The organism is Providencia sp. PROV236 (assembly GCF_033676985.1).
In the GTDB taxonomy this organism is placed as follows: domain Bacteria; phylum Pseudomonadota; class Gammaproteobacteria; order Enterobacterales; family Enterobacteriaceae; genus Providencia; species Providencia manganoxydans.
On sequence record NZ_CP096297.1, the window covers coordinates 1,854,992 to 1,878,501 of the forward strand.

General features: G+C 43.2%; 31 protein-coding genes. 28 read left to right on the forward strand and 3 right to left on the reverse strand.

Annotated features, from left to right (window positions below; translation table 11 throughout):
• Positions 1–11 precede the first annotated feature (11 nt).
• The 3 genes from M1E96_RS08150 to M1E96_RS08160 all read left to right on the forward strand — a co-directional run bounded on the left by M1E96_RS08150 (position 12) and on the right by M1E96_RS08160 (position 1,991).
• Positions 12–449, forward strand: coding sequence for an antiterminator Q family protein (locus M1E96_RS08150; RefSeq protein WP_272682213.1), 438 nt, complete (start codon positions 12–14; stop codon positions 447–449).
• A gap of 154 nt (positions 450–603) precedes the next feature.
• Complete coding sequence (locus M1E96_RS08155; RefSeq protein WP_369427039.1) at positions 604–798, forward strand: TrmB family transcriptional regulator; 195 nt, start codon at positions 604–606, stop codon at positions 796–798.
• A 143-nt stretch (positions 799–941) separates the two neighbouring features.
• The gene (locus M1E96_RS08160) at positions 942–1,991 is read left to right on the forward strand and encodes a site-specific DNA-methyltransferase (protein ID WP_369427038.1); all 1,050 of its coding nucleotides are present in this window, start codon (positions 942–944) and stop codon (positions 1,989–1,991) included.
• A gap of 52 nt (positions 1,992–2,043) precedes the next feature.
• Here M1E96_RS08160 and M1E96_RS08165 read toward each other — a convergent pair whose 3' ends face one another.
• Genes M1E96_RS08165 through M1E96_RS08175 form a run of 3 tightly spaced genes read right to left on the reverse strand, consistent with a single transcriptional unit; the run spans position 2,044 to position 3,269 of the window.
• The gene (locus M1E96_RS08165; protein WP_369427037.1) at positions 2,044–2,670 is read right to left on the reverse strand and encodes a hypothetical protein; all 627 of its coding nucleotides are present in this window, start codon (positions 2,668–2,670) and stop codon (positions 2,044–2,046) included.
• Positions 2,657–3,025, reverse strand: a complete 369-nt coding sequence (locus tag M1E96_RS08170) for a DUF1870 family protein (protein WP_369427036.1) — start codon at positions 3,023–3,025, stop codon at positions 2,657–2,659. The genes M1E96_RS08165 and M1E96_RS08170 overlap by 14 nt, the downstream gene beginning before the upstream one ends.
• Before the next feature lie 40 nt (positions 3,026–3,065).
• Positions 3,066–3,269, reverse strand: a complete 204-nt coding sequence (locus tag M1E96_RS08175) for a hypothetical protein (RefSeq protein WP_369427035.1) — start codon at positions 3,267–3,269, stop codon at positions 3,066–3,068.
• A 260-nt stretch (positions 3,270–3,529) separates the two neighbouring features.
• On the opposite strand from M1E96_RS08175, the gene M1E96_RS08180 reads away from it, so the two are divergent.
• From M1E96_RS08180 to M1E96_RS08300, 25 genes are all read left to right on the forward strand, one after another.
• A complete protein-coding gene (locus M1E96_RS08180) occupies positions 3,530–3,847 on the forward strand; it encodes a phage holin, lambda family (RefSeq protein ID WP_048606449.1) in 318 nt (105 codons plus the stop codon).
• Positions 3,840–4,322, forward strand: a complete 483-nt coding sequence (locus M1E96_RS08185; RefSeq protein ID WP_369427463.1) for a TIGR02594 family protein — start codon at positions 3,840–3,842, stop codon at positions 4,320–4,322. The genes M1E96_RS08180 and M1E96_RS08185 overlap by 8 nt, the downstream gene beginning before the upstream one ends.
• 1 nt (position 4,323) lies before the next feature.
• Positions 4,324–4,656: a hypothetical protein gene (locus M1E96_RS08190; protein ID WP_369427464.1), complete on the forward strand. Its 333-nt coding sequence runs from the start codon at positions 4,324–4,326 to the stop codon at positions 4,654–4,656.
• 609 nt (positions 4,657–5,265) lie between these two features.
• Positions 5,266–6,219: a hypothetical protein gene (locus M1E96_RS08195; protein WP_369427465.1), complete on the forward strand. Its 954-nt coding sequence runs from the start codon at positions 5,266–5,268 to the stop codon at positions 6,217–6,219.
• 36 nt (positions 6,220–6,255) lie between these two features.
• The gene (locus M1E96_RS08200) at positions 6,256–6,618 is read left to right on the forward strand and encodes an STAS-like domain-containing protein (RefSeq protein WP_369427466.1); all 363 of its coding nucleotides are present in this window, start codon (positions 6,256–6,258) and stop codon (positions 6,616–6,618) included.
• Entirely contained in the window at positions 6,615–7,184 is a 570-nt protein-coding gene (locus M1E96_RS08205; RefSeq protein WP_369427467.1) for a hypothetical protein, read from the forward strand. Before M1E96_RS08200 ends, M1E96_RS08205 begins: the two co-directional genes overlap by 4 nt.
• Positions 7,185–7,434: 250 nt before the next feature.
• On the forward strand, positions 7,435–7,938 hold the full coding sequence (locus M1E96_RS08210) for a DUF1441 family protein (protein ID WP_163861267.1): 504 nt from the start codon (positions 7,435–7,437) through the stop codon (positions 7,936–7,938).
• Complete coding sequence (locus M1E96_RS08215) at positions 7,935–10,049, forward strand: phage terminase large subunit family protein (RefSeq protein WP_369427468.1); 2,115 nt, start codon at positions 7,935–7,937, stop codon at positions 10,047–10,049. Before M1E96_RS08210 ends, M1E96_RS08215 begins: the two co-directional genes overlap by 4 nt.
• On the forward strand, positions 10,046–10,261 hold the full coding sequence (locus tag M1E96_RS08220; protein WP_369427469.1) for a hypothetical protein: 216 nt from the start codon (positions 10,046–10,048) through the stop codon (positions 10,259–10,261). The genes M1E96_RS08215 and M1E96_RS08220 overlap by 4 nt, the downstream gene beginning before the upstream one ends.
• Positions 10,258–11,763 carry a phage portal protein gene (locus M1E96_RS08225; RefSeq protein WP_369427470.1) on the forward strand — a complete coding sequence of 502 codons (1,506 nt, stop codon included), beginning with the start codon at positions 10,258–10,260 and terminating at the stop codon, positions 11,761–11,763. Before M1E96_RS08220 ends, M1E96_RS08225 begins: the two co-directional genes overlap by 4 nt.
• Positions 11,756–13,759, forward strand: a complete 2,004-nt coding sequence (locus tag M1E96_RS08230) for a ClpP-like prohead protease/major capsid protein fusion protein (RefSeq protein WP_369427517.1) — start codon at positions 11,756–11,758, stop codon at positions 13,757–13,759. The genes M1E96_RS08225 and M1E96_RS08230 overlap by 8 nt, the downstream gene beginning before the upstream one ends.
• A gap of 83 nt (positions 13,760–13,842) precedes the next feature.
• On the forward strand, positions 13,843–14,193 hold the full coding sequence (locus tag M1E96_RS08235; RefSeq protein ID WP_369427471.1) for a DUF2190 family protein: 351 nt from the start codon (positions 13,843–13,845) through the stop codon (positions 14,191–14,193).
• Positions 14,194–14,196: 3 nt separating this feature from the next.
• Positions 14,197–14,502, forward strand: a complete 306-nt coding sequence (locus M1E96_RS08240) for an ATP-binding protein (RefSeq protein WP_369427472.1) — start codon at positions 14,197–14,199, stop codon at positions 14,500–14,502.
• On the forward strand, positions 14,477–15,031 hold the full coding sequence (locus M1E96_RS08245) for a phage tail protein (protein WP_369427518.1): 555 nt from the start codon (positions 14,477–14,479) through the stop codon (positions 15,029–15,031). The genes M1E96_RS08240 and M1E96_RS08245 overlap by 26 nt, the downstream gene beginning before the upstream one ends.
• Complete coding sequence (gene gpU / locus M1E96_RS08250; protein ID WP_369427473.1) at positions 15,028–15,426, forward strand: phage tail terminator protein; 399 nt, start codon at positions 15,028–15,030, stop codon at positions 15,424–15,426. Before M1E96_RS08245 ends, gpU begins: the two co-directional genes overlap by 4 nt.
• Positions 15,427–15,435: 9 nt before the next feature.
• Positions 15,436–15,948 (forward strand): phage tail tube protein, encoded by a 513-nt coding sequence (locus M1E96_RS08255; protein WP_369427474.1) that lies wholly within the window; start codon positions 15,436–15,438, stop codon positions 15,946–15,948.
• A gap of 67 nt (positions 15,949–16,015) precedes the next feature.
• Positions 16,016–16,390 (forward strand): phage tail assembly chaperone G, encoded by a 375-nt coding sequence (gpG, locus tag M1E96_RS08260; RefSeq protein WP_369427475.1) that lies wholly within the window; start codon positions 16,016–16,018, stop codon positions 16,388–16,390.
• A 65-nt stretch (positions 16,391–16,455) separates the two neighbouring features.
• Positions 16,456–16,725 (forward strand): phage tail assembly protein T, encoded by a 270-nt coding sequence (locus M1E96_RS08265; RefSeq protein WP_244316498.1) that lies wholly within the window; start codon positions 16,456–16,458, stop codon positions 16,723–16,725.
• A complete protein-coding gene (locus M1E96_RS08270; RefSeq protein ID WP_369427476.1) occupies positions 16,703–19,672 on the forward strand; it encodes a phage tail tape measure protein in 2,970 nt (989 codons plus the stop codon). Before M1E96_RS08265 ends, M1E96_RS08270 begins: the two co-directional genes overlap by 23 nt.
• A 170-nt stretch (positions 19,673–19,842) precedes the next feature.
• On the forward strand, positions 19,843–20,355 hold the full coding sequence (locus M1E96_RS08275) for a KilA-N domain-containing protein (RefSeq protein ID WP_369427477.1): 513 nt from the start codon (positions 19,843–19,845) through the stop codon (positions 20,353–20,355).
• Positions 20,356–20,387: 32 nt separating this feature from the next.
• A complete protein-coding gene (locus M1E96_RS08280; protein ID WP_369427478.1) occupies positions 20,388–20,717 on the forward strand; it encodes a phage tail protein in 330 nt (109 codons plus the stop codon).
• A gap of 71 nt (positions 20,718–20,788) precedes the next feature.
• On the forward strand, positions 20,789–21,373 hold the full coding sequence (locus M1E96_RS08285; protein WP_369427479.1) for a zinc ribbon domain-containing protein: 585 nt from the start codon (positions 20,789–20,791) through the stop codon (positions 21,371–21,373).
• A gap of 134 nt (positions 21,374–21,507) precedes the next feature.
• Positions 21,508–22,206 (forward strand): phage minor tail protein L, encoded by a 699-nt coding sequence (locus M1E96_RS08290; protein WP_369427480.1) that lies wholly within the window; start codon positions 21,508–21,510, stop codon positions 22,204–22,206.
• An 8-nt stretch (positions 22,207–22,214) separates the two neighbouring features.
• Positions 22,215–22,943 (forward strand): C40 family peptidase, encoded by a 729-nt coding sequence (locus M1E96_RS08295; RefSeq protein ID WP_369427481.1) that lies wholly within the window; start codon positions 22,215–22,217, stop codon positions 22,941–22,943.
• Positions 22,847–23,509 (forward strand): tail assembly protein, encoded by a 663-nt coding sequence (locus M1E96_RS08300; RefSeq protein WP_163861309.1) that lies wholly within the window; start codon positions 22,847–22,849, stop codon positions 23,507–23,509. The genes M1E96_RS08295 and M1E96_RS08300 overlap by 97 nt, the downstream gene beginning before the upstream one ends.
• The last annotated feature ends 1 nt before the right edge of the window (position 23,510 follow it).

The following is a 23,510-nucleotide window of genomic DNA, read 5'->3' on the forward strand; positions in this document are numbered from 1 at the left end:
AGATTTTTTGCATGAGAGATATTCAGTTAGTATTAGAAAAGTGGGCTGGCTGGGCGAGTGATAATCCGGGTGTTGATTATTCCCATATTGCAGCAGGTTTTAAAGGTTTAATTGCAAACAAAGAGCCATCAAGGGAATCATGCAGCGATGATGATGGAATAACCATCGACAGTGTTATCGCTAAGCTGAGACAGGTTCGAAAAGAAGAAGAATTAGATTTGATAGTGCTACATTACCTTTACGGCGTATCTAAGCGAAGTATTGCCAAAGAATGGAAAATGAGTGAAGGGCGGATTAGGCAAATGATGCAAGTCGCAGAGGGCTTTGTTGATGGTTGTCTAGCTATGCTGGGGGTAACCCTAGAAATGGATTCTGAGGTTATTGATAAAGTAAAAGTGCTAGATAGTAAAAAAGTATTAGTGCGCTACGCAAATTCGATGTTATTGTGATAAGAGTGAATACGTTGTCACCTAACTTATAGAATGAAACCTCGCCATTTGTGCGGGGTTTTTTGCTTTATAAGCAAATAGAACTTGCTGTTACGTTTGGTCAGAGTTACATGTGTAGTTATGCACAATAACTGACCAGAGGTTTAAAAATATCATGTTAAAGCAGTGTGATATGACAGAAAAGGCAACGCTTGTATTTAATACAGTTACAGATGAACCAGCTACAGTAGGTGAAATCGCATGGCTTAGTAATCTAACAGATTCATGCTGCCGATTAATACTGACACAATTAGCAATGGCTGGATTAATCAAAGAAAACATCAAAGAAAGTACATATCAAAATATCTAGCACTGTGAAAATGGGCGGCTGGTGGGTGTTGGTAGCACCCTACCAGCCATTCGCCCGTTGAGATAAGGATCACGGACAAACTAAAGCCCACTGCTTATGTGCACAAAGCAAGTGAAGCTTATCAAAAAAGGTTTCCCTGATCTATGAAAAATACTGTAAATTTAAACAGTGTCAATTTAGTCAATGATGACTCACTCAGCTATATAAAAACACTTCCCGACAACTGTATTGATTTAATCGCAACTGACCCGCCATACTTCCAAGTAAAGGCCTGTAGTTGGGACAATCAGTGGGAAAATGTCACGTCTTATCTATTATGGCTTGATGAAATGCTGGCGGAGTTTTGGCGAGTCTTGAAGCCTAACGGTAGCTTATATATGTTTTGTGGGTCAAAGCTTGCAGCTGATACTGAAATATTAGTGCGTGAACGGTTTAACGTTTTAAATCATATCATCTGGGCTAAACCATCTGGGCCATGGCGAAGAGCGTGCAAAGCTGATCTGCGTAGTTTTTTTCCAAGCACGGAACGCATTATATTTGCAGAACACTACCAAAGCCCTTACAGGGGGAAAGGTAGTGAATATCTGCAACAACGTCGTGAACTTAAAGAAAACGTGCTTAAGCCACTGATTGAATATTTCAAACAAGCTCGTGATACGCTGGGAATAACAGCAAAAGAAATCCACAAAGCAACGGGGAAGCAAATGGCCTCCCATTGGTTTGGTTATAGCCAGTGGCAGCTACCAAGCGAAACAGATTATTTGAAGTTGCAAGAGTTGTTCAGGCGCGTAGCTGAGGAGAAGTTAAGTCATAACCCACTAAGCCGAGAGCATGCCGATCTAGCGAGTGAGCAAAATGCGCTAAGGCGTGAATATCATGAGTTAGCAGAACAATATCAATTATTACGCCGTCCTTTCTCTGTTACTGTTGATGTTCCTTATACCGATGTGTGGACATATCCACCAGTGCAGTATTACCCCGGCAAACATCCATGTGAAAAGCCTGCGGCGATGATGGAACACATTATCAATAGTAGTAGCCGTGAGGGTGATATTGTCGCTGATTTCTTCATGGGGTCTGGCGCAACAATAAAAGCAGCATTAAAACTTAATCGTCGTGTTATTGGTGTTGAGCTAGAAACAGACCGCTTTGAGCAAACCAAGTTAGAGATAGAAGTGCCCATCAACTTGTGACTAATTTTTACATGTGAACCCTCCGGAATTTCCGGATAGTTCACATACTCGGCTATTCTGAACAACTGCGTGATTTACGCTTTCTTGTGTGAGTTCTCTCTCTTTTGAAAATGCGCTTGTAATCATCATCAGTGTATGTGTCGTATTGTTTTCTAGAGTATAAGATTGATTGCTCATGTAGAGCGCTATCATTTTTAATCTGCTGCCAACGTTTCTTTGCATTAAAGTGCTCTTTTTTGATTTGAGACTCAGATGACCTGCATTTTTTTAGAGTCAATCTAGCTCTTTCTCTGAAAACTGAAAGCAAAGCGGGGTCGCTATTTAGTCTATCTCTTAGTTTAGTTAAATATGATGCGCGAGTGTTTTTAAATTCTTCAGTATGTTTGATTGAGTGATAGCGCTTTTTCTCTTTTTCACTATTCCTGATTTTTGCACATTTTTCGCTGCAAGTAGCAGAGATTCGACCCGATTTATATTTTATTCTAGATCCGCATACTTCACAGATGCCACCCTTGCAATAGCTGCACATCAATCGACCCTTGTAGGTCGGTTTTGTTATTGTTCGGGGAAACAGTTCTTCTACGCCGCAATCACAGCGGCATAGAATCTGAGAATTAGGGGAATCTTTTATTATTGTAAGTTTGCCGAACTTTTGGCCTGTTCTATCAGTCTTCATCATTAATTATTTCACTTTGACGCCAATTGTCAGCCGTTGCTTCTGCAAGCAAGCTTGCAGCTATAGACTGTGATAGCCTCCATTTAATAACACTACGAACACCAGAAGCCTTTCCATACTCATCTAAAGAATCGAAATACTGGTAATTATAGTGTGAAAGGTCAGGCTCAACGCTAAGCAGTTCAGTGCGAGTCAACGCGAGCATTTGCATTTGCTCTACAATATCAGACGGAATGGAGCGATCGCCTTTTTCCCACCGTTGCCACGTTCTTGTTTCAGCTTTTGCTATATGCTCTGCTGCTTCGGACTGGGAAAGGAACAACAGCTGGCGAAGCTGCTTGAGTTCTAAATTAGTCATGTTGATACCTATAGTGAAAGGGGCGTATAGCCCCTAAATATTATGCGTTAACCCAAGACTTGCCTGATTCTTTAAAAGCAATTAAAGCGCCATTTTCATGTTCTATTTTAAGCGTTGTGCCTTGGAATGATTGATTGCGTGATGCAAAGCGTTTCGCCTGAGTTAGCGTTTCACCCTCGAATTTGATGCCTTCGCGGTCTGAATTAACGTTTTGAGTTTCTTTGATGATGTAGATAGTAGTCATAATATTCTCACTTAGTTGAGTTGGGTTTGCCTTATTGCCTACCCGATGAATATATTATGGTCGCGAACGCGACCAATTGCAAGCGATATTATGAATTTTATTTATATAACCTAATTTCTGAGAAGTAAGTCACATTCAAGAGGTCGCCTAGTGCGGCCTTTTCGTATACAGCCCCCGCAAATCACACTCAACATGTTTAATTACTGCAATTTTGCGGTGGGCTATCTATTAACTAAATTCCTCCAACGTAGGGGGTGAGTATGAAATGTATGAATAACACTCCTGATTGGCTGGATCATCTACTTAGTTGGCTATCTTCAGCAAAAGAGCAAGCAGCTGCGGCTGGTCTAGCTGGAACCGTTGCAATACTGCGTGGCATGTATAACGGAGGTGGCTGGAAAAAGACCCTGCTAGATGGTGCGCTATGTGCATTCTTCGGATGGTTCGCTAAAGACTTGCTAGCAGCTATGGGGATGAACCCTGAGTTTGCTTATTTCACTAGCGTACTGATTGGTTACTGGGGCGTAGAAACGCTGAGTAAAATGATTAAGGGTAAGGCAGGAGTGAATAATGACTGAACCTAAATGGCTAACTGAAGCTAGAAAAGAAATTGGTGTGTCTGAGCATACCACTGAAGGCTCTAAAGCAGTCGACCAAATGTGGATTGATAGCAAGTTGCGCGGACTAGTTGGTACTGCGCGTAAAGTGCCGTGGTGTGCTGGATTCGTCAATGCCATGTTAGAGCGTGCTGGTATTAAATCTCCTCGCAAAGATGCTTCGAGTTCATACGATACTTTCGGGCAAAAGCTAACAGAGCCTAAATATGGTTGCATTGTTCGCTTCTCACGTTCTGGCGGTGGACATGTTGGTTTCTGTGTTGGTAAAACTGCAAATGGCTCACTTCTTATCTTGGGTGGTAATCAATCAGACGCAGTAAACATCAAAGCGTTTGGAACTGACCGAGTTGTTGCTTATCGCTGGCCTGATGGCGTTGAAGTAGACAACCGACCGCTACCTATTGGCGATGCTGCGATGTCAGTTAAAGAGTCGTGATATGAGGTCAGGCTACATAAAAGCACTATTCATTGTATGGCTGATACTGTTTGGTGTGGTTATTTGGCAGCGATGGGAAATCAGCGGATTAAATGATGCTAATAAGTCGCTAACTAAATCACTAGCCCAGCAATCACTCATATCCGATAACGCCTACACATCAATATCTATCTTTGACCGTATCTCTGGAGCGACCATTGATGCTAAACAACAAAACACACTGGACGCACAGGGAGCCAAGAAAGACGTCAAAACTATTCTTGTGGACAATGACTGCGCTCCCGTTACTGCTCCTGATAGTCTTATTAACAGGATGCGGCAATACAAAGACTGAATATGCATTAGCACCTCACATTCCCATTCCTGCAAGTTTACTAGCTGATTGCCCGATACCAGATATCCCCGACAAAATGACGTGGGGAGATATCGCTGAATACAACATTGAGCTGATGTCGGTAATTAAGGCGTGCAACTTGGACAAGAAAGCCATTCGAGAGATTGAAGCAGCTAGAAGTAATTCAAAATCACATTAGAATGGAATGTTTACTATACTCAAAATATTGTTAATAAATAGTTACTTGCATAACATTGCATAGGGGAGCAATAGATAGTAAGATGTGGCTAGAAATATTATTTATATCAATGAATTAATAATAATCTAGGCATCCTCTAAGTAAATTTTTAATTCAAAATTAAACTATAACATTTTACTATACAGATTTAATAAAAATAACATTAGTTATTGATGAAGCAGGTCTAATACTATTGTATGAGATTAATAACCTGATTTTACTATTGTTTTATAAATAGGGTGGTAGTTTTGCTAGTTACGGCAAGTATAGCAGACTTGCTGGTAATCAGCTTAAAATAAGGTATTATAAGAAACAAGGGAATCATGTTTATAGTATTTCTATTTAATTACTCAAAATCAATAGGTTAAATTATGCGTGTTTACGACTTTTCTCCTGATTTAGTGCCAGAAACTTTATGTATATATAGTCATGAACACAGACTTAATACCTTAAAATTTTTTAATAATATTCAAGATGAGATTCACAAGGAGAATGTTAAGGTACATATCAATTTATCAGAGGTGAAAAGAGCTACAGCTGCAGCCTCTTTGCTTTTTTTTGCGATAATTACTAGAGCAAAACTAAATTTTAACGATGGGAAAAAAGTGCGATTTACTTGGCCAATCAAAGCTAAAAATCCTAATGGACATGGATACATTGTTGCCACTGGCCTATCGGCAGCCCTACAAGCAAGTTCAATTTCAGATCTTGACGATTTAACGAAAAATAAAAGATACTTCCAATCCTCCGTTGATCCTGAAGAGCAGCTCCAATCTACAAGAAACTTTTTGCTTCAGAATATGAATAATCCTTTAAATGAAAGCCAAATAGAGTTACTTACAGCTGCTATTGGAGAGGCCATGATAAATGTAAGGCATCATGCTTATGAAATTGGTGATTGGGAAAGACATAAGGAATATTTAGGCGGAGCTCGTTGGTGGCAATGTTCGTGGTATAACGACGAGCAAGATGCGCTTTATTTTATTATTTGTGACCTTGGTTGTGGTGTAGTTGAGTCTTATAAAGATAGCCATCCTAACGCCGAATTCGAGATGGGCGAAGAGCAAATTCTTGAATGTGCATTTAGTGAAGGGTATAGCCGCTTTATTAACCAAGGTAGGGGTAATGGCTCCGAAGATATAAAACGTCCTATTGAGGAGAGTAAAAACGAGTTTAAATATGAAAATCTTTTGGTTTTAACTAATAATTCAAGATATAAATATTCTATAAAACAGAATAAGCCTTCTATAGATTGCCATAAGTTTTCAAGTTTTTTGCCTGGAACGATCATAGAGTGGTGTCTTATCCCAGAAAGAAATGATTAGTAACACTGAAGATAATGACGAGAAAAGGAGTTGGCTATGTCTATAACAATTAAATTAACTGATTTTACAAAACATCCGCTAGGAAGATACAAAAGCGATAGTTCGGGTAGCGGCGAGGCTTTTCGTAGTGAGAAGTTACTCCCTATCCTAAAAAATTCGAATGAGAAATTAATCATAAATCTTGATGGAACTAAGGGCGCTATAGGCTCATCTTTCTTAGAGGAGGCTTTCGGGGGGCTAATTAGGCTTGAAGGTTTTACGTTACAAGAATTACAGCAAAGATTAATAATTGAAACTGTAAATGAAATGTATCAAATACAAATAAAAAAATTTTTAACAAATGCAGAAAAGCTCAGGCTAGCAGGCAAGACACCTAGTCCCAAGGGGCCCCGTTTGTGATCTACTTTATTCTAAAAATAATACCAATAGTTATTTCAAGTTTAAGTTTGATTCTAGTTTTTATCACATGGAATGTGGTTTACGCAAATGCAACTAGGATATCAAGCAGATCGGAAACAAAATCTATAAACGATGAGGTTATAAAGATAGTAAATAAAATCAGCGATACAGCAATTTCCTATTGGTCAAATAGAATTAAAAGTATAAAAAAAGAACAACTGATGCTCTATCGTTCTGTTGTATCATCTGAAATTTCCAAACTATTGGAGTATAATAACTTATTGAAAGATAGGGGAATTACAATAACCCCTAAAAAACTAGCTGAATTGAATGATGCAGTTACACTAGACTGCGAAAGGATATTTAGTGGTGGTATAAGAAATCGTGAGGTAGAAGAACGACTTAATGAGATTATAAGCGTCAGCACTGAAATACAAGTAAATTTATATAGGCAATTTGAAAGTATATATAAGATACTGCCTCCTGATAGTTTATTTCTTAAGCTTATTTCACTTATATATAAATATGATAAAAAGTTACAAAAAGACATTAATTCCATGTATTAGCTTTTTATTCACAATAAGTAATAAAAGGTACTCCTGAAGGGGTACCTTCTCCACGGGGCGGCGTGCTCGCGGGAAACGGCTCATTTTCAAATTTTCATGCTGTCAGCAGCAGGTGAGCTAACCGGTTGATTTAATTTGCTAATATCAATATTGAGGTGACAGTTTTCAAAATGAGCTGTCACCTCAATATGTTATATCTATCTGATAATAAATAAAAATATCAGTTTTCACCTGACAGAGTGAGGTGTCAATGTCCAACATCAGCAATCTGGGGGACGCCTACAACTGGAGCGTGGCTAAGATTGCTGAAGCATTCGGCTTAAATCGCGGTACAGTTAAAAAGCGATTGCTCGATGCAAATACTCCCATTGCAAATACCGTTCGGGGAAATCCCGTTTATGCTTTACGGGATATTGGCCCGATACTTTTTGGTGCCGACCCTGACGCGAATAAGAATAGCTTTCAAGACCCATCACAAATGCTGCCGAAAGATCGTAAAGACTGGTTCCAGTCTGAAAACGAACGGATAAAGCTCGAAACCACACTTAAACAACTGGTGCCGGTGGCTGATGTGCATTTGGAGATGGCGGTATTGGTAAAAGCAATTACCCAAGTGTTAGATACATGGCCAGACAAATTGGAGCGCGATAAAGGCTGGAACGCCGAGCAACTAACAGAAGCACAAATTATTGTTGATGAGTTGCGTGATATTTTGGCCAGCAAGGTTTTGGATGCGGAGGATCCTGAAGAATGACAGTGCGTTATGCCTCTGCATCCGGCGTGAGAAAAGATGTTGCCGCGTTACTAAAAGCTCCGCGCAGAATGCCTATTGCAAAGGCGGTTAAGAAATACATGCGAGTGCCCATGGGGGAGGGGTCTTCCATTCCGTGGGATGACTCGTTAACACCCTACATCATTGAACCAATGAATTGCTTGGCAGATCGTCGATATGATTCCGTGATATTTGTCGGACCCGCACGAACAGGTAAATCGCTCGGGCTTGTTGATGGTTGGATTGTCTACGTTATTGTTTGTGATCCCGCTGATTTTTTACTTGTGCAAGTGTCTGAAGAAAAAGCGAGGGAGCATTCTAAAAAGCGGCTAGATAGGACATTCAGGTCGAGTAGGGAGGTGGCTAAGCGATTAAGCCCGCACCGTAATGATAATAACGTCCATGATAAAACATTTAAGGCGGGCAATTATTTAAAAATTGGCTGGCCTTCGGTAAATGTACTTTCATCATCAGATTATAAATTCGTCGCAATTACTGATTATGACCGCATTACAGAGGATGTTGATAACGAAGGTGATGTTTATACGCTTGGTTCAAAACGGACAACCACTTTTATGTCAGCTGGGAAAACGCTGGCAGAAAGCTCCCCCGGTCGAGAAATCACAGACAGTAAATGGCGAGCCAAAACACCGCATGAAGCCCCACCAACAACGGGTATTTTGTCACTTTATAATCGCGGTGATCGTCGTCGCTGGTATTGGCCTTGTCCGCATTGCTCTGAATATTTTCTGCCCATTCGTGAAAATATGGTGGGCTTCTCCGAAGGCGATGACCCAACAAAAGGGAGTAAAGCGGCGCGTTTACAATGTCCTCATTGCATGGGGATCATTGAGCCAGAGCAAAAGCGGGAACTTAATAATAAAGGGATTTGGCTTAGAGAGGGGCAATCCATTGATAGTCAGGGCACCATTACTGGCGAGCCAAGAGAATCACGAATTGCTTCTTTTTGGATGGAAGGCCCCGCAGCGGCTTATCAAACATGGGAAAAGTTAGTTTATAACTTACTCAATGCTGAGCAAGAGTATGAAAAAACAGGCAGTGAAGAAACATTAAAATCAGTCATTAATACAGACTGGGGACAAGCCTATTTACCAAAGATCAGCCAAGAGCAACGAAGTGGTGATGATCTTAAATTGCGCGCCGAGTATTGGGGTTATGGTGTAGTGCCTGATGGTGTGCGCTTTCTCGTAGCAACCGTTGACGTGCAGGGTGGTAAGAAGCGTCGATTTGTCGTTCAAGTAACTGGCTATGGCGCAAGAGGAGAGCGCTGGATAATAGACCGCTTCGATATTACGCGTTCCTTACGCTTTAATGATGATGGTGAAGCTCAAAAAATTGACCCGTCATCATACGCGGAAGACTGGAAAGTATTGATTACTGATGTTCTCGATAAAACCTACCCACTTCAAGATGGTAACGAAATTGAAATGGGCATTCATAGCATGGCGATAGACACCGGCGGTGAAGAGGGGGTGACCGATAACGCTTATCAATTTTGGCGTAAATGCAAAAAAGAGGGGCTTGCTCGTCGTGTATATCTCTTTAAAGGTGACGGTAAAGTTAAAAGCAAGCTAATCACTAAATCTTACCCCGATAACACGGAACGCTCTGATCGTCGCGCTAAAGCGCGTGGTGATGTCCCTATTTATTTATTGCAAACCAATGAATTAAAAGATCGCATTTCTTCGCATTTAGGGCGGCAGACGATAGGTAATAACTATATTCATTTTCCGGACTGGCTTGATGATTCTTTCTACGATGAGTTGACGTACGAGGAGCGCGACAGTAATGGGAAATGGGCTAAGCCGGGTAAGGGGGCTAACGAGGCATTTGACTTGATGGTATATGCCCATGCGTTAGTTATTTTGCTTGGATATGAAAAAATCAAGTGGGAAAATCCGCCAAAATGGGCGCAATTGCCTGACATAAATCGCGATAATCCGTTAATGGCACCGAAATCAACAGTCATTGCACCACCATCTATTCAAACTTCACCCGAAAAAACAGATTCTACGCCAGCCTCTAGCTCGGCATGGGTACCTGTTTCTGAAACGTCAGGAGGCTGGGTATGACCCGAGAGCAAATTAAACAAATGTTAGATAAGTACTTTGAGGCTGAAATGGCGGTGCTGGAGGGGAAAAGCCTTAGTCTCAACGGGCAATCAATGACCATGGAGAACCTCAGTGAGATTATCAAGGGGCGAGAGTATTGGGAGCGGCGATATTTACAAAGTAGTGCGGCGAGTCGCAGATCGCCCGGCTATAAGCTAGCGAGGTTTCAATGAATTTTCTTGACAAGGCGATATCCGTTGTCTCTCCGGGATGGGCGAGAAATCGGCTGCGCTCTCGGGCGCAAATTCTAGCGTATGAAGCCGCAATGCCCTCTCGATTACATAAGGCGCGGCGAGAAAACCGCAATGCCAACCAGTTAACACAAATCGCGGGTCAATCGCTTCGGGAGCAAGCGCGTTGGCTCGATAATAATCATGATTTGGTGATTGGCATTCTCGACAAAATGGAAGAGCGCATTGTTGGCGGTAAGGGGATCATTGTAGAGCCTCAGCCGCTTTCGAAAACGGGGCAAATTCACGATGCGCTAGCAGGGCAAATTAGGGCTGCATGGTCTGAATGGTCGATAAAGCCAGACGTCACTGGGCAATATACGCGCCCGATGCTGGAGAGAATGCTAGTCAGAACATGGTTGCGAGATGGGGAGGTTTTTGCGCAGGTCGTTAAAGGCAATCAAAAAGGGCTTAATAAACAAGCGAATATTCCTTTTTGGCTTGAAGGGTTGGAGCCTGACTTTGTGCCGATACACCTTGATAACCCAAGCAAGGGGATCCGGCAGGGTATTGAGCTTAATGAGTGGGGGCGACCCAAATCTTATCTAGTGTATAAAAACTTACTCACTGCCGGTCAGCAAATGGGAGATTTAAAATCTATCCAAGCAGAAAACATGCTTCACCTTAAATATGTGCGTCGCTTGCATCAGTTGCGTGGAAATAGTTTGTTTTCTGGCATTTTAATGCGTTTAAGTTCACTGAAAGATTATGAAGATGCCGAACTGACCGCCGCCCGTATTGCTGCCTCTTTGGGAATGTACATTAAAAAAGGGGATGCAGGCACCTACGATACAGACGAAGAATATGGTGACCGGCACATTGATATTGCTCCGGGGATTATCTACGACGGGTTAAGGCCGGGCGAAGATGTCGGCATGATCAAATCAGACCGACCCAATCAAAACTTAGAAAATTTCCGAAACGGGCAATTGAGAGCAGTGGCGGCAGGGAGTCGAGGAAGTTATTCCAGTATCGCACGTGACTATAACGGCACTTACAGCGCCCAGCGGCAAGAGCTGGTGGAGTCATTTGAAGGATATTACATCCTGCAAGATACCTTTTGCGGTTCAATGAGTCGGCCTATTTACCGTCAATGGCTACAAATGGCCATCTCTTCGGGTGTGATTGTTGTTCCTCCCGATGTTGAGTTGGCATCACTCTATAACGCGACGTATAGCGGTCCTGTCATGCCATGGATTGATCCATTGAAAGAGTCAAATGCGTGGAAGGCGCAAATTCGCGGGGGTGCAGCATCTGAAAGTGATTGGGTTCGCGCGCGAGGCGGCAATCCAGCGGAAGTTAAACGCCGCCGTAAAGCGGAAATTGATGAAAATGAGCGACTTGGGCTAGTTTTTGATACTGATCCAGCGCATGACAAAGGTAGTGACAATGCGAAAGAAGAACGAACACCTCGTACCGCCGAAAAACAGTACGAAGATGAGTAAGCCGTTAGCGTCAGCACCGGACAAAAGTTGGTTTCAAATGAAAGCAACCAGCGAGACTTCGGCTGATATTTATATTTATGACGAAATTGGCGGATGGGGGATCAGTGCTCGGCGATTTACCGAAGACTTAATTTCTCTTGGCAACATTAACCACATCAACCTGCATATACATTCGCCCGGTGGTGAGGTGTTTGAGGGTATCGCGATTTACAATCAACTCAAAAACCACAACGCCACTATTACGGTGTATATCGATGGGCTAGCCGCATCAATGGCATCGGTCATTGCCATGGTAGGCACTGAAATCATTATGCCAACCAACGCCATGATGATGATCCATAAACCATGGGGCGTTTCGTGGGGGGATGCGAATGATATGCGTGATTACGCCGACCTGCTCGATAAAGTGGAAAACGTCTTAATTCCCGCCTACGTGGAAAAAACAGGGAAAACGAAAGAAGAAATTGAAGCCATGCTCGGCGAGGAGACATGGTTAACAGCAGAAGAGTGCGTGGAGCACGGTTTTGCTAATACTGTGATTGAGCCAGTCAAAGCTATGGCCAGTCTTTCATCTAAACGCATTGAGGAATTTAAATCCATGCCAAATCCATTAAAAAACAGTCTAACAAAACCAAAAAACACCATTGCGCCCGTTAATGATCCAGCACCGCAACCACAAAATTCAACCAATGCACCGCAACCGAACACTGCCGATATTCAAGCTCAAGCGCGACAGGCTGAGCAGGCTCGCATGAACGGGATTAAGGACTTGTTTGCGATGTTTGGCGGTAAGCATGATGACATGATGATGGAGTGCGCGCTTGATGTGAACTGCTCAATTGAGGATGCTAGAAATAAATTACTCAATAAATTAGCGCAGGAAGCAACACCAACGAACACCGTCGATTACGGTGCTCATATTTATGCCAATAACGGGAATATTGTGGGTGACAGCGTTCGCGCATCATTGATGGCTCGTGCAGGCTATGAAGAAGCTCAATCCGATAATGCCTATAATTTTATGACGTTGCGCGAACTGGCGAGAATGTCATTAACAGATCGTGGCGTGGGTGTTGCGACGCGTAATTCTATGCAAATGATCGCCATGGCTTTTACTCACAGCACATCTGATTTTGGCAATATTCTTCTTGATGTTGCGAATAAATCTATCATTCAAGGGTGGAATGAAGCACCGGAAACGTTTGAAAAATGGACAAAAAAAGGTCACTTGGGGGACTTTAAACCAGCAACCCGTGTAGGTATGGGGGGATTTGATTCAATTCGTCAAGTTCGCGAGGGTGCAGAGTATAAATATGTTACTACGAGCGACAAAAAGGCAACCATTGCACTAGCAACTTACGGTGAGTTGTTTAGTATTACTCGTCAAGCCATTATCAACGATGATATGTCCATGCTCAAAGATACGCCAATGAAGCTAGGTCGAGCTGCGAAAGCAACCATTGGTGATTTGGTTTATGCCATTTTGATGAACAATGAGAAATTCAGCGGAGATGGTATTAATATTTTTGATAGCAAGCATGGGAATATAGCCACAGGTGGAATGGATGTTGCTACCATCAGCAAGGCGTGTGAACTCATGCAAGAGCAAAAAGAAGGTGAGCGCGCTCTCAATATTGAGCCTGCTTTTATGTTAGTTCCGACTCCTTTATTTACATCAGCCAAACAAGTTGTTGGCTCTAATAGCGTAAAAGGTGCCGACATTAACTCAGGGATTATTAACCCTATAAAGGATATTGCGGAAATTATTCGTGAGTCTCGCTTGTCGCGCGGCGTTGATAAAGATAAGCCAACATGGTTCCTAACCTCCGCTCAAGGTACTGACACGATAGAGGTCGCCTATCTTGATGGAGTTGATATTCCCTATATCGACCAGGAGGAAGGGTTTACTTCTGACGGTGTAACGACAAAGGTTCGTATTGATGCGGGTGTTGCGCCAATAGACTATCGTGGCATGGTTCGCGTTAATACGAAATAATCCTGAATATTAATAGACCCTCTCGCCCTAACGGGCTTTTTTTATATCTAAAATCCGGCTTTTCGGAGCCGGAAGGAGAAGTTATGGCTAAGAATTATCAACAACAAGGCTTAACGGTTGAGATTAAAAATACCGGTACAACCGCCATTCTCAGTGGCGATCTAGTGATGGTGGGCGCATTAGCTTGCGTTGCTGTAACAAATATTGATGCAGGTGGAACTGGCGATGGTTTTGCTGAAGGTGTTTTTTTGCTGAAGAAAAAAACGGGCGTTGCTTTAACATCGGGTCAGGCCGTGACCGCCGATAAAGGTATTGTGGCTGATAAAGGGGGCGTTCCAGTGGGTGTTACGTGGGAAGCCGCAGAAGCTAGCGCAGAATTGGTGCCGGTTAAGCTCAATGTTTTCCCTGCGACCACAGCAGCAGCGGGCGGTTAATCGATGGGGGCATTTGAGCGCTTAATGGATCGTGTGGATGCAACAACAGCAAAGCGATTCGGAAAATCCATCATCATTAATGAAAAAGCCTATGTTGGTGTGGAATCTCATTTTTTGCCTGAAATGGGACCAATTAACGGTGATGGCATCTCTTATGTGGTGTTTTCTGAGGAATACAAGCCAAGGCCGAGAGATGCTGTTGTTGCGAATGATCTTAACTATATCGTAACCCGATATCAGCGATTTAACGGGAAATGGTTAATTTTTGTCGAGAATATTGATGATGAAGGGAGTACAAGAGGCGATTAGGCGCATACGCTTGCTGAATGACAGCATTGTCCCCACGGCAACAGCACAAGCGATCAATCGTGTAGCATCAAGGGCGGTGAGTCGAAGCGTCAAGCAAGTGGCTAAAGAAACTCGTATTCCTCAAAAAATTATCCGAAAACGCGTCCGTATCAGGAGAGCGAGCACTCAACACCGCACACCCAAAGCAAGGTTGACGATTAACCGAGGGAATTTACCGGCAATTGCCTTGGGTACCGCGCGTATGCAGTTATCTCGGCGCCGTGGCGGACCGCAAACCAGCACGTTAAAGGTAGGACGATTTACATTTAAAGGCGCCTTTATTCAACAACTGAATAATGGTCGTTGGCATGTATTGCAACGCGTAGGGAAAAGCCGATACCCCATTGAGGTGGTGAAAATCCCCCTCACCAAGCCGTTAACGGACGCATTTGAAGAGCATGCGATAAAGGTGCGAGAGGATGACTATGGGAAAGAAATGACGTACGCGATCAATCATCAGCTAAAACTGCATTTTAAGGGGGGGAAGTGATAAAGCACACCAAGATCCGCAATATCGTAATAGACGGCCTTAAGCCCTTTGTTGGGGAGGCGACCATCTATGATGGGCGAGTGGTCAGTATCAATGAAAACGAGTTTCCCGTCATTGCTGTTTATCTCACCGATGTGCAGCCATCACCCAAGTACCTTGATACCAATGGCTGGAACGCAGTTTTGCATATCGAATTATTTCTTAAGTCTTCACAGCCGGACGCCAAACTTGATGAGTGGGTAGAAAATAAATTGCTTCCCGCCGTCGCTGGGATGAAACGACTGGGCGAAGCGATCGATAGCATCACACAACAAGGGTTTAACTATGCCCGTGACGATGAAATGTCGTACTGGGCATCGGTTGATCTCACCTATTTTATTGAATATGAAATGTAAGGGGCGCATATGCCAATCATGCTTAACCCGCTAGAGCCGACTAAAGGCGCTGGCACAACACTGTGGATTTACACGGGAACAGACGACCCAACGAAAGACCCGTTTGCCGAAACAGGTTTCACACGACTTGGTAAAGTCAAAAATCTTGAACCGGGAGAGATCACCGCTACAAGTGAAGATGACAGTTACTTAGATGATCCCAATGGGGATTGGGAAAATACCACACAAGGTGAAAAATCATCAGGTGAAACCAGCGTTACTTTAGCTTGGCTGCCGGGCGAGGAAGGGCAAAAAGATCTTGTTAAATGGTTTGATGATGGTCAGCCTCGTTTTTATAAAATCATGTATCCGAATGGTGCGCTTGATTTATTTAAAGGTTGGGTGAGCGGATTAGGAAAAACCATCCCTATCAAAGAGACGATCACTCGCACCGTTAAAATCAAAAACACCGGTCGTCCTACACTTGCCGAGGAAATCCCTGAAAAGCCAGCAAGCAAAACGGTTACTCAACCAAAAGTCTAACGTGATTCATTCGTTGTAGCCACATTCATTGTGGCTTTTTTTATTTCCATCAAAGGAACCTAACATAATGTTTTTAAATAAAAAGACAATTCATCTTCATGATAAAACAGTTGTTTTGTATGAGGTCACTGCATTACAACGCGCCGATTACTTTGATTTTTTAGTGGAAAAAGAAAAAGAGTCCGAAGGGTTAGAGGGCGCGGCATTGACTGCTAAATCTATTCGCACCTTGGCGGAAAGTCAGGCGTGGCTGGTATCTCGCTCTTTGTGGAATGGCGATCGCGAGCGTGATGTTGATGAAATTAATAGCGAAGTATCTGCTAGTTGGGGGAAGAGCGCACTAGAAGAAGCAGTCGCGTCAATACTCGACATCAGTGGCATGGCAAGTCAAAACGATAATTCAGATGATGATCATGAAGATGCCGAGCCGCTGGAAAAGTAGCACGGCGTGAGCGCGTTTTTGCTTTACGCTTTGCGCGTGAGTTTGGGCGTCCGGATTGGCGACGTATGTTAAGCGAAGTGAGTGCTTCAGAGTTCAATGATTGGATTGAGCATTTCAGCAAAACACCGTTCACGCCGCAATTGATTGATACTGAATTTGCCGCGCTTCAAAGAACGATTGTTACATCAATGTGTGGCGCGGACGTCGAAATGACTGATTTTATGTTGCTAACTGATATTGATTTTGATGATAACGAAATGTCTGACGAAGCCATACAATTAGTCGGCTCAGCAATACCAGGAGGGCTACGTTATGAGCCAACAACAGATAGCTGATCTTGTTATTGATATTGGTGCGAATACCACCGATTTTGAAGAGAAAGACGGCAGAGTTGCTCGAAGGTTAAAAGAGCAAGAGCGTGAGCAACAACGCTCCATGAAGCTCCAGCAGAATTTGCTAGACCGGATGGCGGCGCGGGAGGCGGAAAAGCTTCAAAAGCAATCAAGCCAAACAAAACAACTCGAAAGTGAGGCTTTATCAGCAAAGCAGCGCTCTTTACAGTCACTGCAAGCCCTGCAACGAGAAGCGGCTCAAGTGGCTAGCTCACACATTCAGCTCATGTCTGAATTAGAGAAAAAAAGCAGCGAAGCATTTACATTCAAGCCTAATCTCACTGAGATGTATACAACGCAACTCAATGAGTTTGAAAAACAAAAGAAAAGCTTACGAGAGATTGAAGAAATCCGGATCCGACTGCAAAAGGATAAGGATAGGGAGCTTTTAACGCTAAAAGAGTACACGGCATTACAAGCCCGAGCAACAGCGCTAAGTCGTGAGACTGAGAGCGCTGAACTCTCTGCAATTCAAGCCAAGCAGCGCTTTATTAGTAAGTTAAAAGAGCAGGTCACACAGCAAAGTCTTTCCCGCACTGAAATGCTGCGACTGCAAGCGGCGCAGCTTGGCGTATCAAGTTCCGCAGACATTTATATTCGCAAACTGGAAAAGCAAAACTCAGCGCTTAAAGGGGTTACACTGACTTCGGGTCAGTATCGTCAAGCTATGCGTCAGCTCCCGATGCAAATGACAGACATTGTTACCTCTTTAGCATCTGGCATGCCGCCGTGGTTGGTTGCGGTTCAGCAGGGCGGGCAAATTAAAGACTCATTTGGCGGGTTTGGTAATTCCCTAAAAGCGATTACATCACTGATCACGCCGTGGAAAGTCGCCATGTTCGGCGGCGTGGGTGCCCTAACTGCCTTTGGCGTTGCAGCTTACCAAGGATCCAAAGAGCTTAGTGAGTACAATAAGCAGTTGATTTTGACTGGTAATTATGCAGGTAAAACCAAAAGCCAACTTAATGATCTGGCTCGGGCTTTATCGGGTGACGGCATCACGCAATACAAAATGGCCGATGCTTTGGCTCAAGTAGTCGGTTCTGGTTCATTTAGTGGTTCGCAAGTGGATATGGTGGCGAATGTTGCCGCTAAAATGGAAAAAGCCACGGGCCAATCGGTTGATGAAACTGTAAAGCAATTCCAACGCCTTAAAGAACAACCTGTTCAGGCGGTGATGGAGCTTGATAAATCGCTACATTTCTTGACTGCTACACAGCTTGAACAAATCACAACCTTGCAGGAGCAGGGGCGTAGTTCTGAAGCCGCTAAGTTAGCCATGGAGTCTTATGCCAATTCAATGGGAGATAGGACTAAGCAGATCGTTGAAGATTTGGGGTATTTAGAATCAGCATGGAACTGGGTCGGTGATGCGGCTAAAGAAGCTATTGATAAAATGAGAGACCTCGGTAGGGTAGAATCTACTGAAGACGAGATCAAAAGATTAAAGGACTACATATCAAGATTTGATGGTTCCATATATACACTTGGTATGAATGATCAAAAGCAGAGGCTGGCTGAGTTAGAGGAGATTAAATTTCAGAATGACCTTAAAGCCGCGAGAGAAAAGGCCGATCGAAATGAAGAGGAGCGCAAGAAAAGGCGGCTTGATGCTGATCGTAAACTAAAAAAAGAGTATGAAACCGCGGAAGAAAAGCACCAAAATAAACTTAATCAAATCAGGAACAGTGAATACGCCTCGCAGTCCGCAAAAGATGAGGCTATTAGGCGAGAAAATGCACGATATCAAAAGGAGTTAGCACGTAAAACACCTAAAGGCAAGGTTTATAAACCTGACCTTGGTACTCGTAACGATGAGTCTGCTCAGGCGGAACTAACCTCTCTTCAGGCTCAATTAAAACTCCTCGAGCAGCATTCAACAGCGACTGATTTTATTAGTCAGCAGCGTAAAAATTTACAGTTAGAGCAAGCTAAATTTGATGTTTTAGAAGAGGCAAGCAAAACGCGTAAGTTGTCATTTGATGAACAGTCGTTGCTTAAGAACAAGGAAAGCATACTTGCGAATAAAAAGCAGCTGGCGGATTTGGGCGATAAAATCGCCAAGCAAGAGCACTTAAATAAACTGCAAGATCAGGCTGATAAATATGTTAAGCAGCAGGAAGCAAGACAAAAGGCAATCACGGACTCTCTAGGTAAATCTACTTTAGAGCTTCAGCGAGCCTTGGAGATTGAGCAGCTTCGCTCGGTTTATGGTGATACACCGCAATGGGATAAGGTTCAGTCAGCTAAGCAATCCACCTTTGACAAAGAGGATACCGCAAAAACAGATTGGGCAGCAGGTGCCAGTACGGCGTGGAGGAACTACAGAGATACAGCTTTAGATGTTAATGCTCAAATTCAAGATGCAACATCATCAGCGCTTAATGGATTTAGCTCTCAATTGGCGGAAACATTAACGGGCGGAGAGGCTAATTTTAGGAATTTCACACGCTCCATCCTAAAGATGCTGGCTGAAATCGCCATCAAAATGACCATTGTTAAAGGATTTGAGGCTTTTGGTTTCGGTAGTATTACGCCAAATGCTAAAGGCGGTGTTTATACCGCTCCCGGACTGAGCGCATATAGCGGGCAAGTCGTTTCCAAGCCAACATTGTTTCCATTTGCGCGCGGTGCGGGTTTGATGGGGGAAGCTGGACCAGAGGCAATATTGCCATTACGGCGAGGTGCTGATGGTAAGTTAGGTGTTATCGCAGCGGCAAACAAAAATGCTGATGGGTTTTCTCAGGTCAACCATGTCACGATCCAAAATGATGGTAACAATGGGGAGATAGGGCCACAGGCACTAAATGCTGTATACAACATCGCGAAAAAAGGCGCAGAAGATTATATGAGAACCCAAAGGCGAGATGGTGGTTCATTTTCCGCCTAAACACAGAAACACGAGCCTCCCAAGCGGAGGCTTTTTCATATCCAGTGCTTTCACCGCACACTAAAACACACAGAGCCTTACAGAAAATCGAACCTGAGAAATATCGTTAATGGTATCTCTGTGGGCGGTTATTTCTGGTGAACAGGTTCGCTTTTCTATAAGGAATTACCATGCAATATCCAAGAGTAAGCGTTAATGGTGTATCTGTCAGAGTTGATAATGAGGGGCGATACAGTCTGAACGATTTACACGCCTCGGCAGTAATTAATGGAGAAGCAAGAGAAAACCAAAATCCTAGCCAGTTTTTGAGAAGTAAGCAGGTAAGGGCATTCGTTGATAAATTAAGCGCAATGCAAAATTGCACTGCGGTAAAAGTCATTAACGGTGGGCTTAATCATGGTGTGTGGGCACTTGAGTTAGTGGTTATACGATATGCCGCTTGGCTAAAGCCCGAGTTTGAAATTCTTGTTTATAACACATTTAAGAATGCAGCAAGAAAGGGGCTTGATGTTATAGCTCGGTTAAACAAGTTGGATCATATCATCAATACCGAAACCAAAAATGTCAGCGGTTGCGCTAGAACTATGGCCAATTGGGGTGTTGGTGGCAGAAAGCAATTATTACTTACTGCAAGAGAGCGAATAGTAAAAGAAGCTCAAATGTACTTACCGAACATTGAATAGGCCGCTCAGCGGCTTTTTTTATAGGTGGACCAATGGAAATATTTAACTGGCCAATTAAACCGGGAATGAAAACGGATTTCTCCCCAAGGATCAAGGAGGCTCAATTTGGTGATGGTTACGCTCAACGCAGCCCCGATGGTATTAACTATCAACTTAGGAAAATGAACGTGATGCTGTCACTTAAGCCTCAAGCAGCAGATGAGGCGTTGCTATTTCTAGCAAGACACGGTGGATATAAATCATTTATTTTTCGGCCAATTAAAAGCAACAAGCCAATAACGGTCATCTGCAAAAAGTGGTCTTCAGATAGAAAAGTGTTGAAAACTGAAATTAGCGCTGAATTTGAAGAGGTTGTTAGCTAACACGCGGCCGTTTGACCTCAACCAGCTTTAAGCTACTATAGTCATAGTAAAATAAGTGTAGAGGTTGATCTATGAAAGGGCTTGGTTTGTTTGCTTTAATTGTTGGCATTGTGGTGGCTATAGTAGCGTTCACTATGGATGTGAGTGTTCCTACGGGATATGGTGGTAGAGTTAATAATATAGGGCTAATGTCTGAAAGACAGAATTATATTTTAATTGGTTGTTTTATTATATTGTGTGGCTTATTGATGATAATCTTTTGTAAAAAGAAAGATATTACCCCGACGTCTAAGTCTGACAATGATAGGGGTTGCTTTGATACCAAATGCCCTTTCTGCGCAGAGCTTATCAAGCCAGAGGCAATAAAATGCAAGCATTGCGGTAGTGACTTAGAAGAGGCTCACTCAAGTTGCGAAAATAGGTTTGATTTATCTAGCATTGTGCTCTTTGATGGGAAAAGGAATATACTGAACAATGATCTTGTGAAAGATTACGCTAAGTACCTATTTAGCATAACTGATGATAAATCTCATTTTATGAGTGAAAATAAAGAGCGTATAGAACAGGCTGCATCAGTAATACCTGATGAGCTTAAGGGGTTATTTAAAGCCAAGATTGATTACTGGGCATCTGAGTTTTCAACCACAGAGAGGTAAAGAGTGCGCTTCCCCTCTGCTAGCCCTCAAGATAAAATTATCAAAACCCATAGGTTTTATAGATAATTAATATTCCTCACTGTTGTCGATAATTAAATGACCACCTTCGGGTGGTTTTTTTATGGGAGTAATAAATGCAAAATATCCCACCGGAATTGCTTATCTCAATTACTGAATTAGAGACTGACGCTGAATTAACATTATATGAAATAGACTTTACACATATTGGCGGCATTCGCTATCGATTTCATGATGGCGCTAACGAATTATTAAAACCGGTTGTGTGGCAGGGAAAAGAGTATGAGCCTTATCCAATTTCGGGAAGTGGTTTTAACTTCAACGGCAAAGGCCCCGCAAGCCGACCGACGATAGCACTATCAAATGTTTTTGGTTTGATAACGGGGATCGCAAGTCGTTTAGATTCAGGGGTGGGAGGTTATGTTATTCGGCGAAAAGTGAATACGCGCTTTCTCGATGCGGTAAACTTTGCGAACGGCAATGAATATGCAGACCCTTCACAAGAGTCAGTTAGCCGTTGGGTCATCGAGCAATTAACCACAATTAATCCAGAAACGGCAACTTTTGAACTCGCTACACCGAGTGAAACTGATGGCGCAATGTTGCCAGCTCGAGTTATCCTCTCTGATGTATGCCCTTGGTCGTACCGCTCGGAAGAGTGCGGCTATAAAGGCGTTCCCGTTGCGGATGAACTAGGCAACCCAACATCGGATCCAACAAAAGATAAATGTGGAAAACAGCTATCTGATTGCAAGTTAAGAAATAACACAAGCCGAATAGGCTGCTTCCTTTCTACATCCCGCCTCAGTCAGTAGGGCTTTTTATGTTAGAACAAACCATTTTGGCACATGCAAAAAGCATGGCGCCACAGGAGTCGTGCGGCCTAATCATCAGACAGGGTAATTCAGAGCAGTACATTTCCTGTGAAAACAAACACGCGGATCCTGAGAGTCATTTCTCTATTTCGGCTGAGGATTACATACAGGCTAGCCAGCAGGGCGAGGTTATTGCGATTGTGCATAGCCACCCAAACGGAGTGCCTTTTTTGAGTTCAGCGGATAGAGCGCATCAAATCAAAACTGATTTGCCGTGGTGGCTGGTTTGTGATGACCGAATTACTAAATTTGATTGCGTTCCTCGATTACTGGGGCGTGAATTTAATCACGGTACCAATGATTGCTATGGTTTATTTCGTGATGCCTATCACCTAGCCGGTTATCCATTACCTGACTTTGAACGGCATGACAATTGGTGGCGACAAGGTAAAGAGTTGTATCTCGACAACTTATCAAGTAACGGGTTTAAGCAAGTTAAAAAAAATATTCAGCCTGGTGATGTAATTTTATTTTGCTACGCCAGTTCACGCGCCAATCATGCGGCAATTTATTTGGGTAATCAAATAATATTGCACCACGTCCCCAATCAACTCAGCAAACGTGAGGTTTATAACGAAAGATGGCAGAGACTAACACACTCAATTTGGCGTTACCGCCATTGGCAACCATCCGCTTTTACGGGGATCTCCAACGATTTGGGCGGCGATTTGATTTAAATATTCGTACCGCCGCTGAAGGTCTTCATGCGCTTTTCTTACAAATCCCACACTTAAAAACTGCATTTCGCGATGGTTGGTACCAAATTCGCATTTCAGGCACCGACGTTAACCCTAAAGAATTACATCAGCGTGTTTATGAGCCGCTAGAGCCAAATGCGGTGATCCATATTGTTCCACGTATTGAAGGAGCGAAGACGGGCGGCGTTTTTCAGTTTGTTGCTGGGGCTGCAATACTCGGTCTTGGTTGGTGGGGGCCGGCTTGGATGTCGGCAACCGTTGCAACAATGATGATGTCTGCGGGGGCGGCAATGATGTTAGGCGGTGTGGCGCAAATGCTCACCCCTGTACCTAAGCGTCAAAACTTGTCGAGATCTGAGGAAGAAAAAGGGAATACCTATTTTAGCAATCTTGATAACGCTGTTGCGCAAGGAATGCCTGTTCCGGTGGCGTACGGTGAAATTATGTGTGGTTCCCGAGTGATATCGCAAAGCGTTGAAATTATGGATGACGGTGAAGCAACGGATATTGATGTGGGTAAACATGGCGGCAGTGGGGAGACGTAAT

Excerpts from the sequence above, each read along its gene's own strand:
- M1E96_RS08265 (WP_244316498.1), top strand. The coding sequence starts at position 16,456 with ATGTTAAGCGAAGTGAGTGCTTCAGAGTTCAATGATTGGATTGAGCAT.
- M1E96_RS08160 (WP_369427038.1), top strand. The coding sequence starts at position 942 with ATGAAAAATACTGTAAATTTAAACAGTGTCAATTTAGTCAATGATGAC.
- gpG (WP_369427475.1), top strand. The coding sequence starts at position 16,016 with ATGTTTTTAAATAAAAAGACAATTCATCTTCATGATAAAACAGTTGTT.
- M1E96_RS08155 (WP_369427039.1), top strand. The coding sequence starts at position 604 with ATGTTAAAGCAGTGTGATATGACAGAAAAGGCAACGCTTGTATTTAAT.
- M1E96_RS08210 (WP_163861267.1), top strand. The coding sequence starts at position 7,435 with ATGTCCAACATCAGCAATCTGGGGGACGCCTACAACTGGAGCGTGGCT.
- M1E96_RS08270 (WP_369427476.1), top strand. The coding sequence starts at position 16,703 with ATGAGCCAACAACAGATAGCTGATCTTGTTATTGATATTGGTGCGAAT.
- M1E96_RS08225 (WP_369427470.1), top strand. The coding sequence starts at position 10,258 with ATGAATTTTCTTGACAAGGCGATATCCGTTGTCTCTCCGGGATGGGCG.
- M1E96_RS08180 (WP_048606449.1), top strand. The coding sequence starts at position 3,530 with ATGAAATGTATGAATAACACTCCTGATTGGCTGGATCATCTACTTAGT.
- M1E96_RS08300 (WP_163861309.1), top strand. The coding sequence starts at position 22,847 with ATGGCAGAGACTAACACACTCAATTTGGCGTTACCGCCATTGGCAACC.
- M1E96_RS08200 (WP_369427466.1), top strand. The coding sequence starts at position 6,256 with ATGTCTATAACAATTAAATTAACTGATTTTACAAAACATCCGCTAGGA.
- M1E96_RS08165 (WP_369427037.1), bottom strand. The coding sequence starts at position 2,670 with ATGATGAAGACTGATAGAACAGGCCAAAAGTTCGGCAAACTTACAATA.
- M1E96_RS08215 (WP_369427468.1), top strand. The coding sequence starts at position 7,935 with ATGACAGTGCGTTATGCCTCTGCATCCGGCGTGAGAAAAGATGTTGCC.
- M1E96_RS08190 (WP_369427464.1), top strand. The coding sequence starts at position 4,324 with ATGAGGTCAGGCTACATAAAAGCACTATTCATTGTATGGCTGATACTG.
- M1E96_RS08170 (WP_369427036.1), bottom strand. The coding sequence starts at position 3,025 with ATGACTAATTTAGAACTCAAGCAGCTTCGCCAGCTGTTGTTCCTTTCC.
- M1E96_RS08195 (WP_369427465.1), top strand. The coding sequence starts at position 5,266 with ATGCGTGTTTACGACTTTTCTCCTGATTTAGTGCCAGAAACTTTATGT.
- M1E96_RS08220 (WP_369427469.1), top strand. The coding sequence starts at position 10,046 with ATGACCCGAGAGCAAATTAAACAAATGTTAGATAAGTACTTTGAGGCT.
- M1E96_RS08280 (WP_369427478.1), top strand. The coding sequence starts at position 20,388 with ATGGAAATATTTAACTGGCCAATTAAACCGGGAATGAAAACGGATTTC.
- M1E96_RS08295 (WP_369427481.1), top strand. The coding sequence starts at position 22,215 with ATGTTAGAACAAACCATTTTGGCACATGCAAAAAGCATGGCGCCACAG.
- M1E96_RS08285 (WP_369427479.1), top strand. The coding sequence starts at position 20,789 with ATGAAAGGGCTTGGTTTGTTTGCTTTAATTGTTGGCATTGTGGTGGCT.
- M1E96_RS08290 (WP_369427480.1), top strand. The coding sequence starts at position 21,508 with ATGCAAAATATCCCACCGGAATTGCTTATCTCAATTACTGAATTAGAG.
- M1E96_RS08235 (WP_369427471.1), top strand. The coding sequence starts at position 13,843 with ATGGCTAAGAATTATCAACAACAAGGCTTAACGGTTGAGATTAAAAAT.
- M1E96_RS08185 (WP_369427463.1), top strand. The coding sequence starts at position 3,840 with ATGACTGAACCTAAATGGCTAACTGAAGCTAGAAAAGAAATTGGTGTG.
- M1E96_RS08255 (WP_369427474.1), top strand. The coding sequence starts at position 15,436 with ATGCCAATCATGCTTAACCCGCTAGAGCCGACTAAAGGCGCTGGCACA.
- M1E96_RS08175 (WP_369427035.1), bottom strand. The coding sequence starts at position 3,269 with ATGACTACTATCTACATCATCAAAGAAACTCAAAACGTTAATTCAGAC.
- M1E96_RS08240 (WP_369427472.1), top strand. The coding sequence starts at position 14,197 with ATGGGGGCATTTGAGCGCTTAATGGATCGTGTGGATGCAACAACAGCA.
- M1E96_RS08230 (WP_369427517.1), top strand. The coding sequence starts at position 11,756 with ATGAGTAAGCCGTTAGCGTCAGCACCGGACAAAAGTTGGTTTCAAATG.
- M1E96_RS08150 (WP_272682213.1), top strand. The coding sequence starts at position 12 with ATGAGAGATATTCAGTTAGTATTAGAAAAGTGGGCTGGCTGGGCGAGT.
- M1E96_RS08275 (WP_369427477.1), top strand. The coding sequence starts at position 19,843 with ATGCAATATCCAAGAGTAAGCGTTAATGGTGTATCTGTCAGAGTTGAT.
- M1E96_RS08245 (WP_369427518.1), top strand. The coding sequence starts at position 14,477 with ATGAAGGGAGTACAAGAGGCGATTAGGCGCATACGCTTGCTGAATGAC.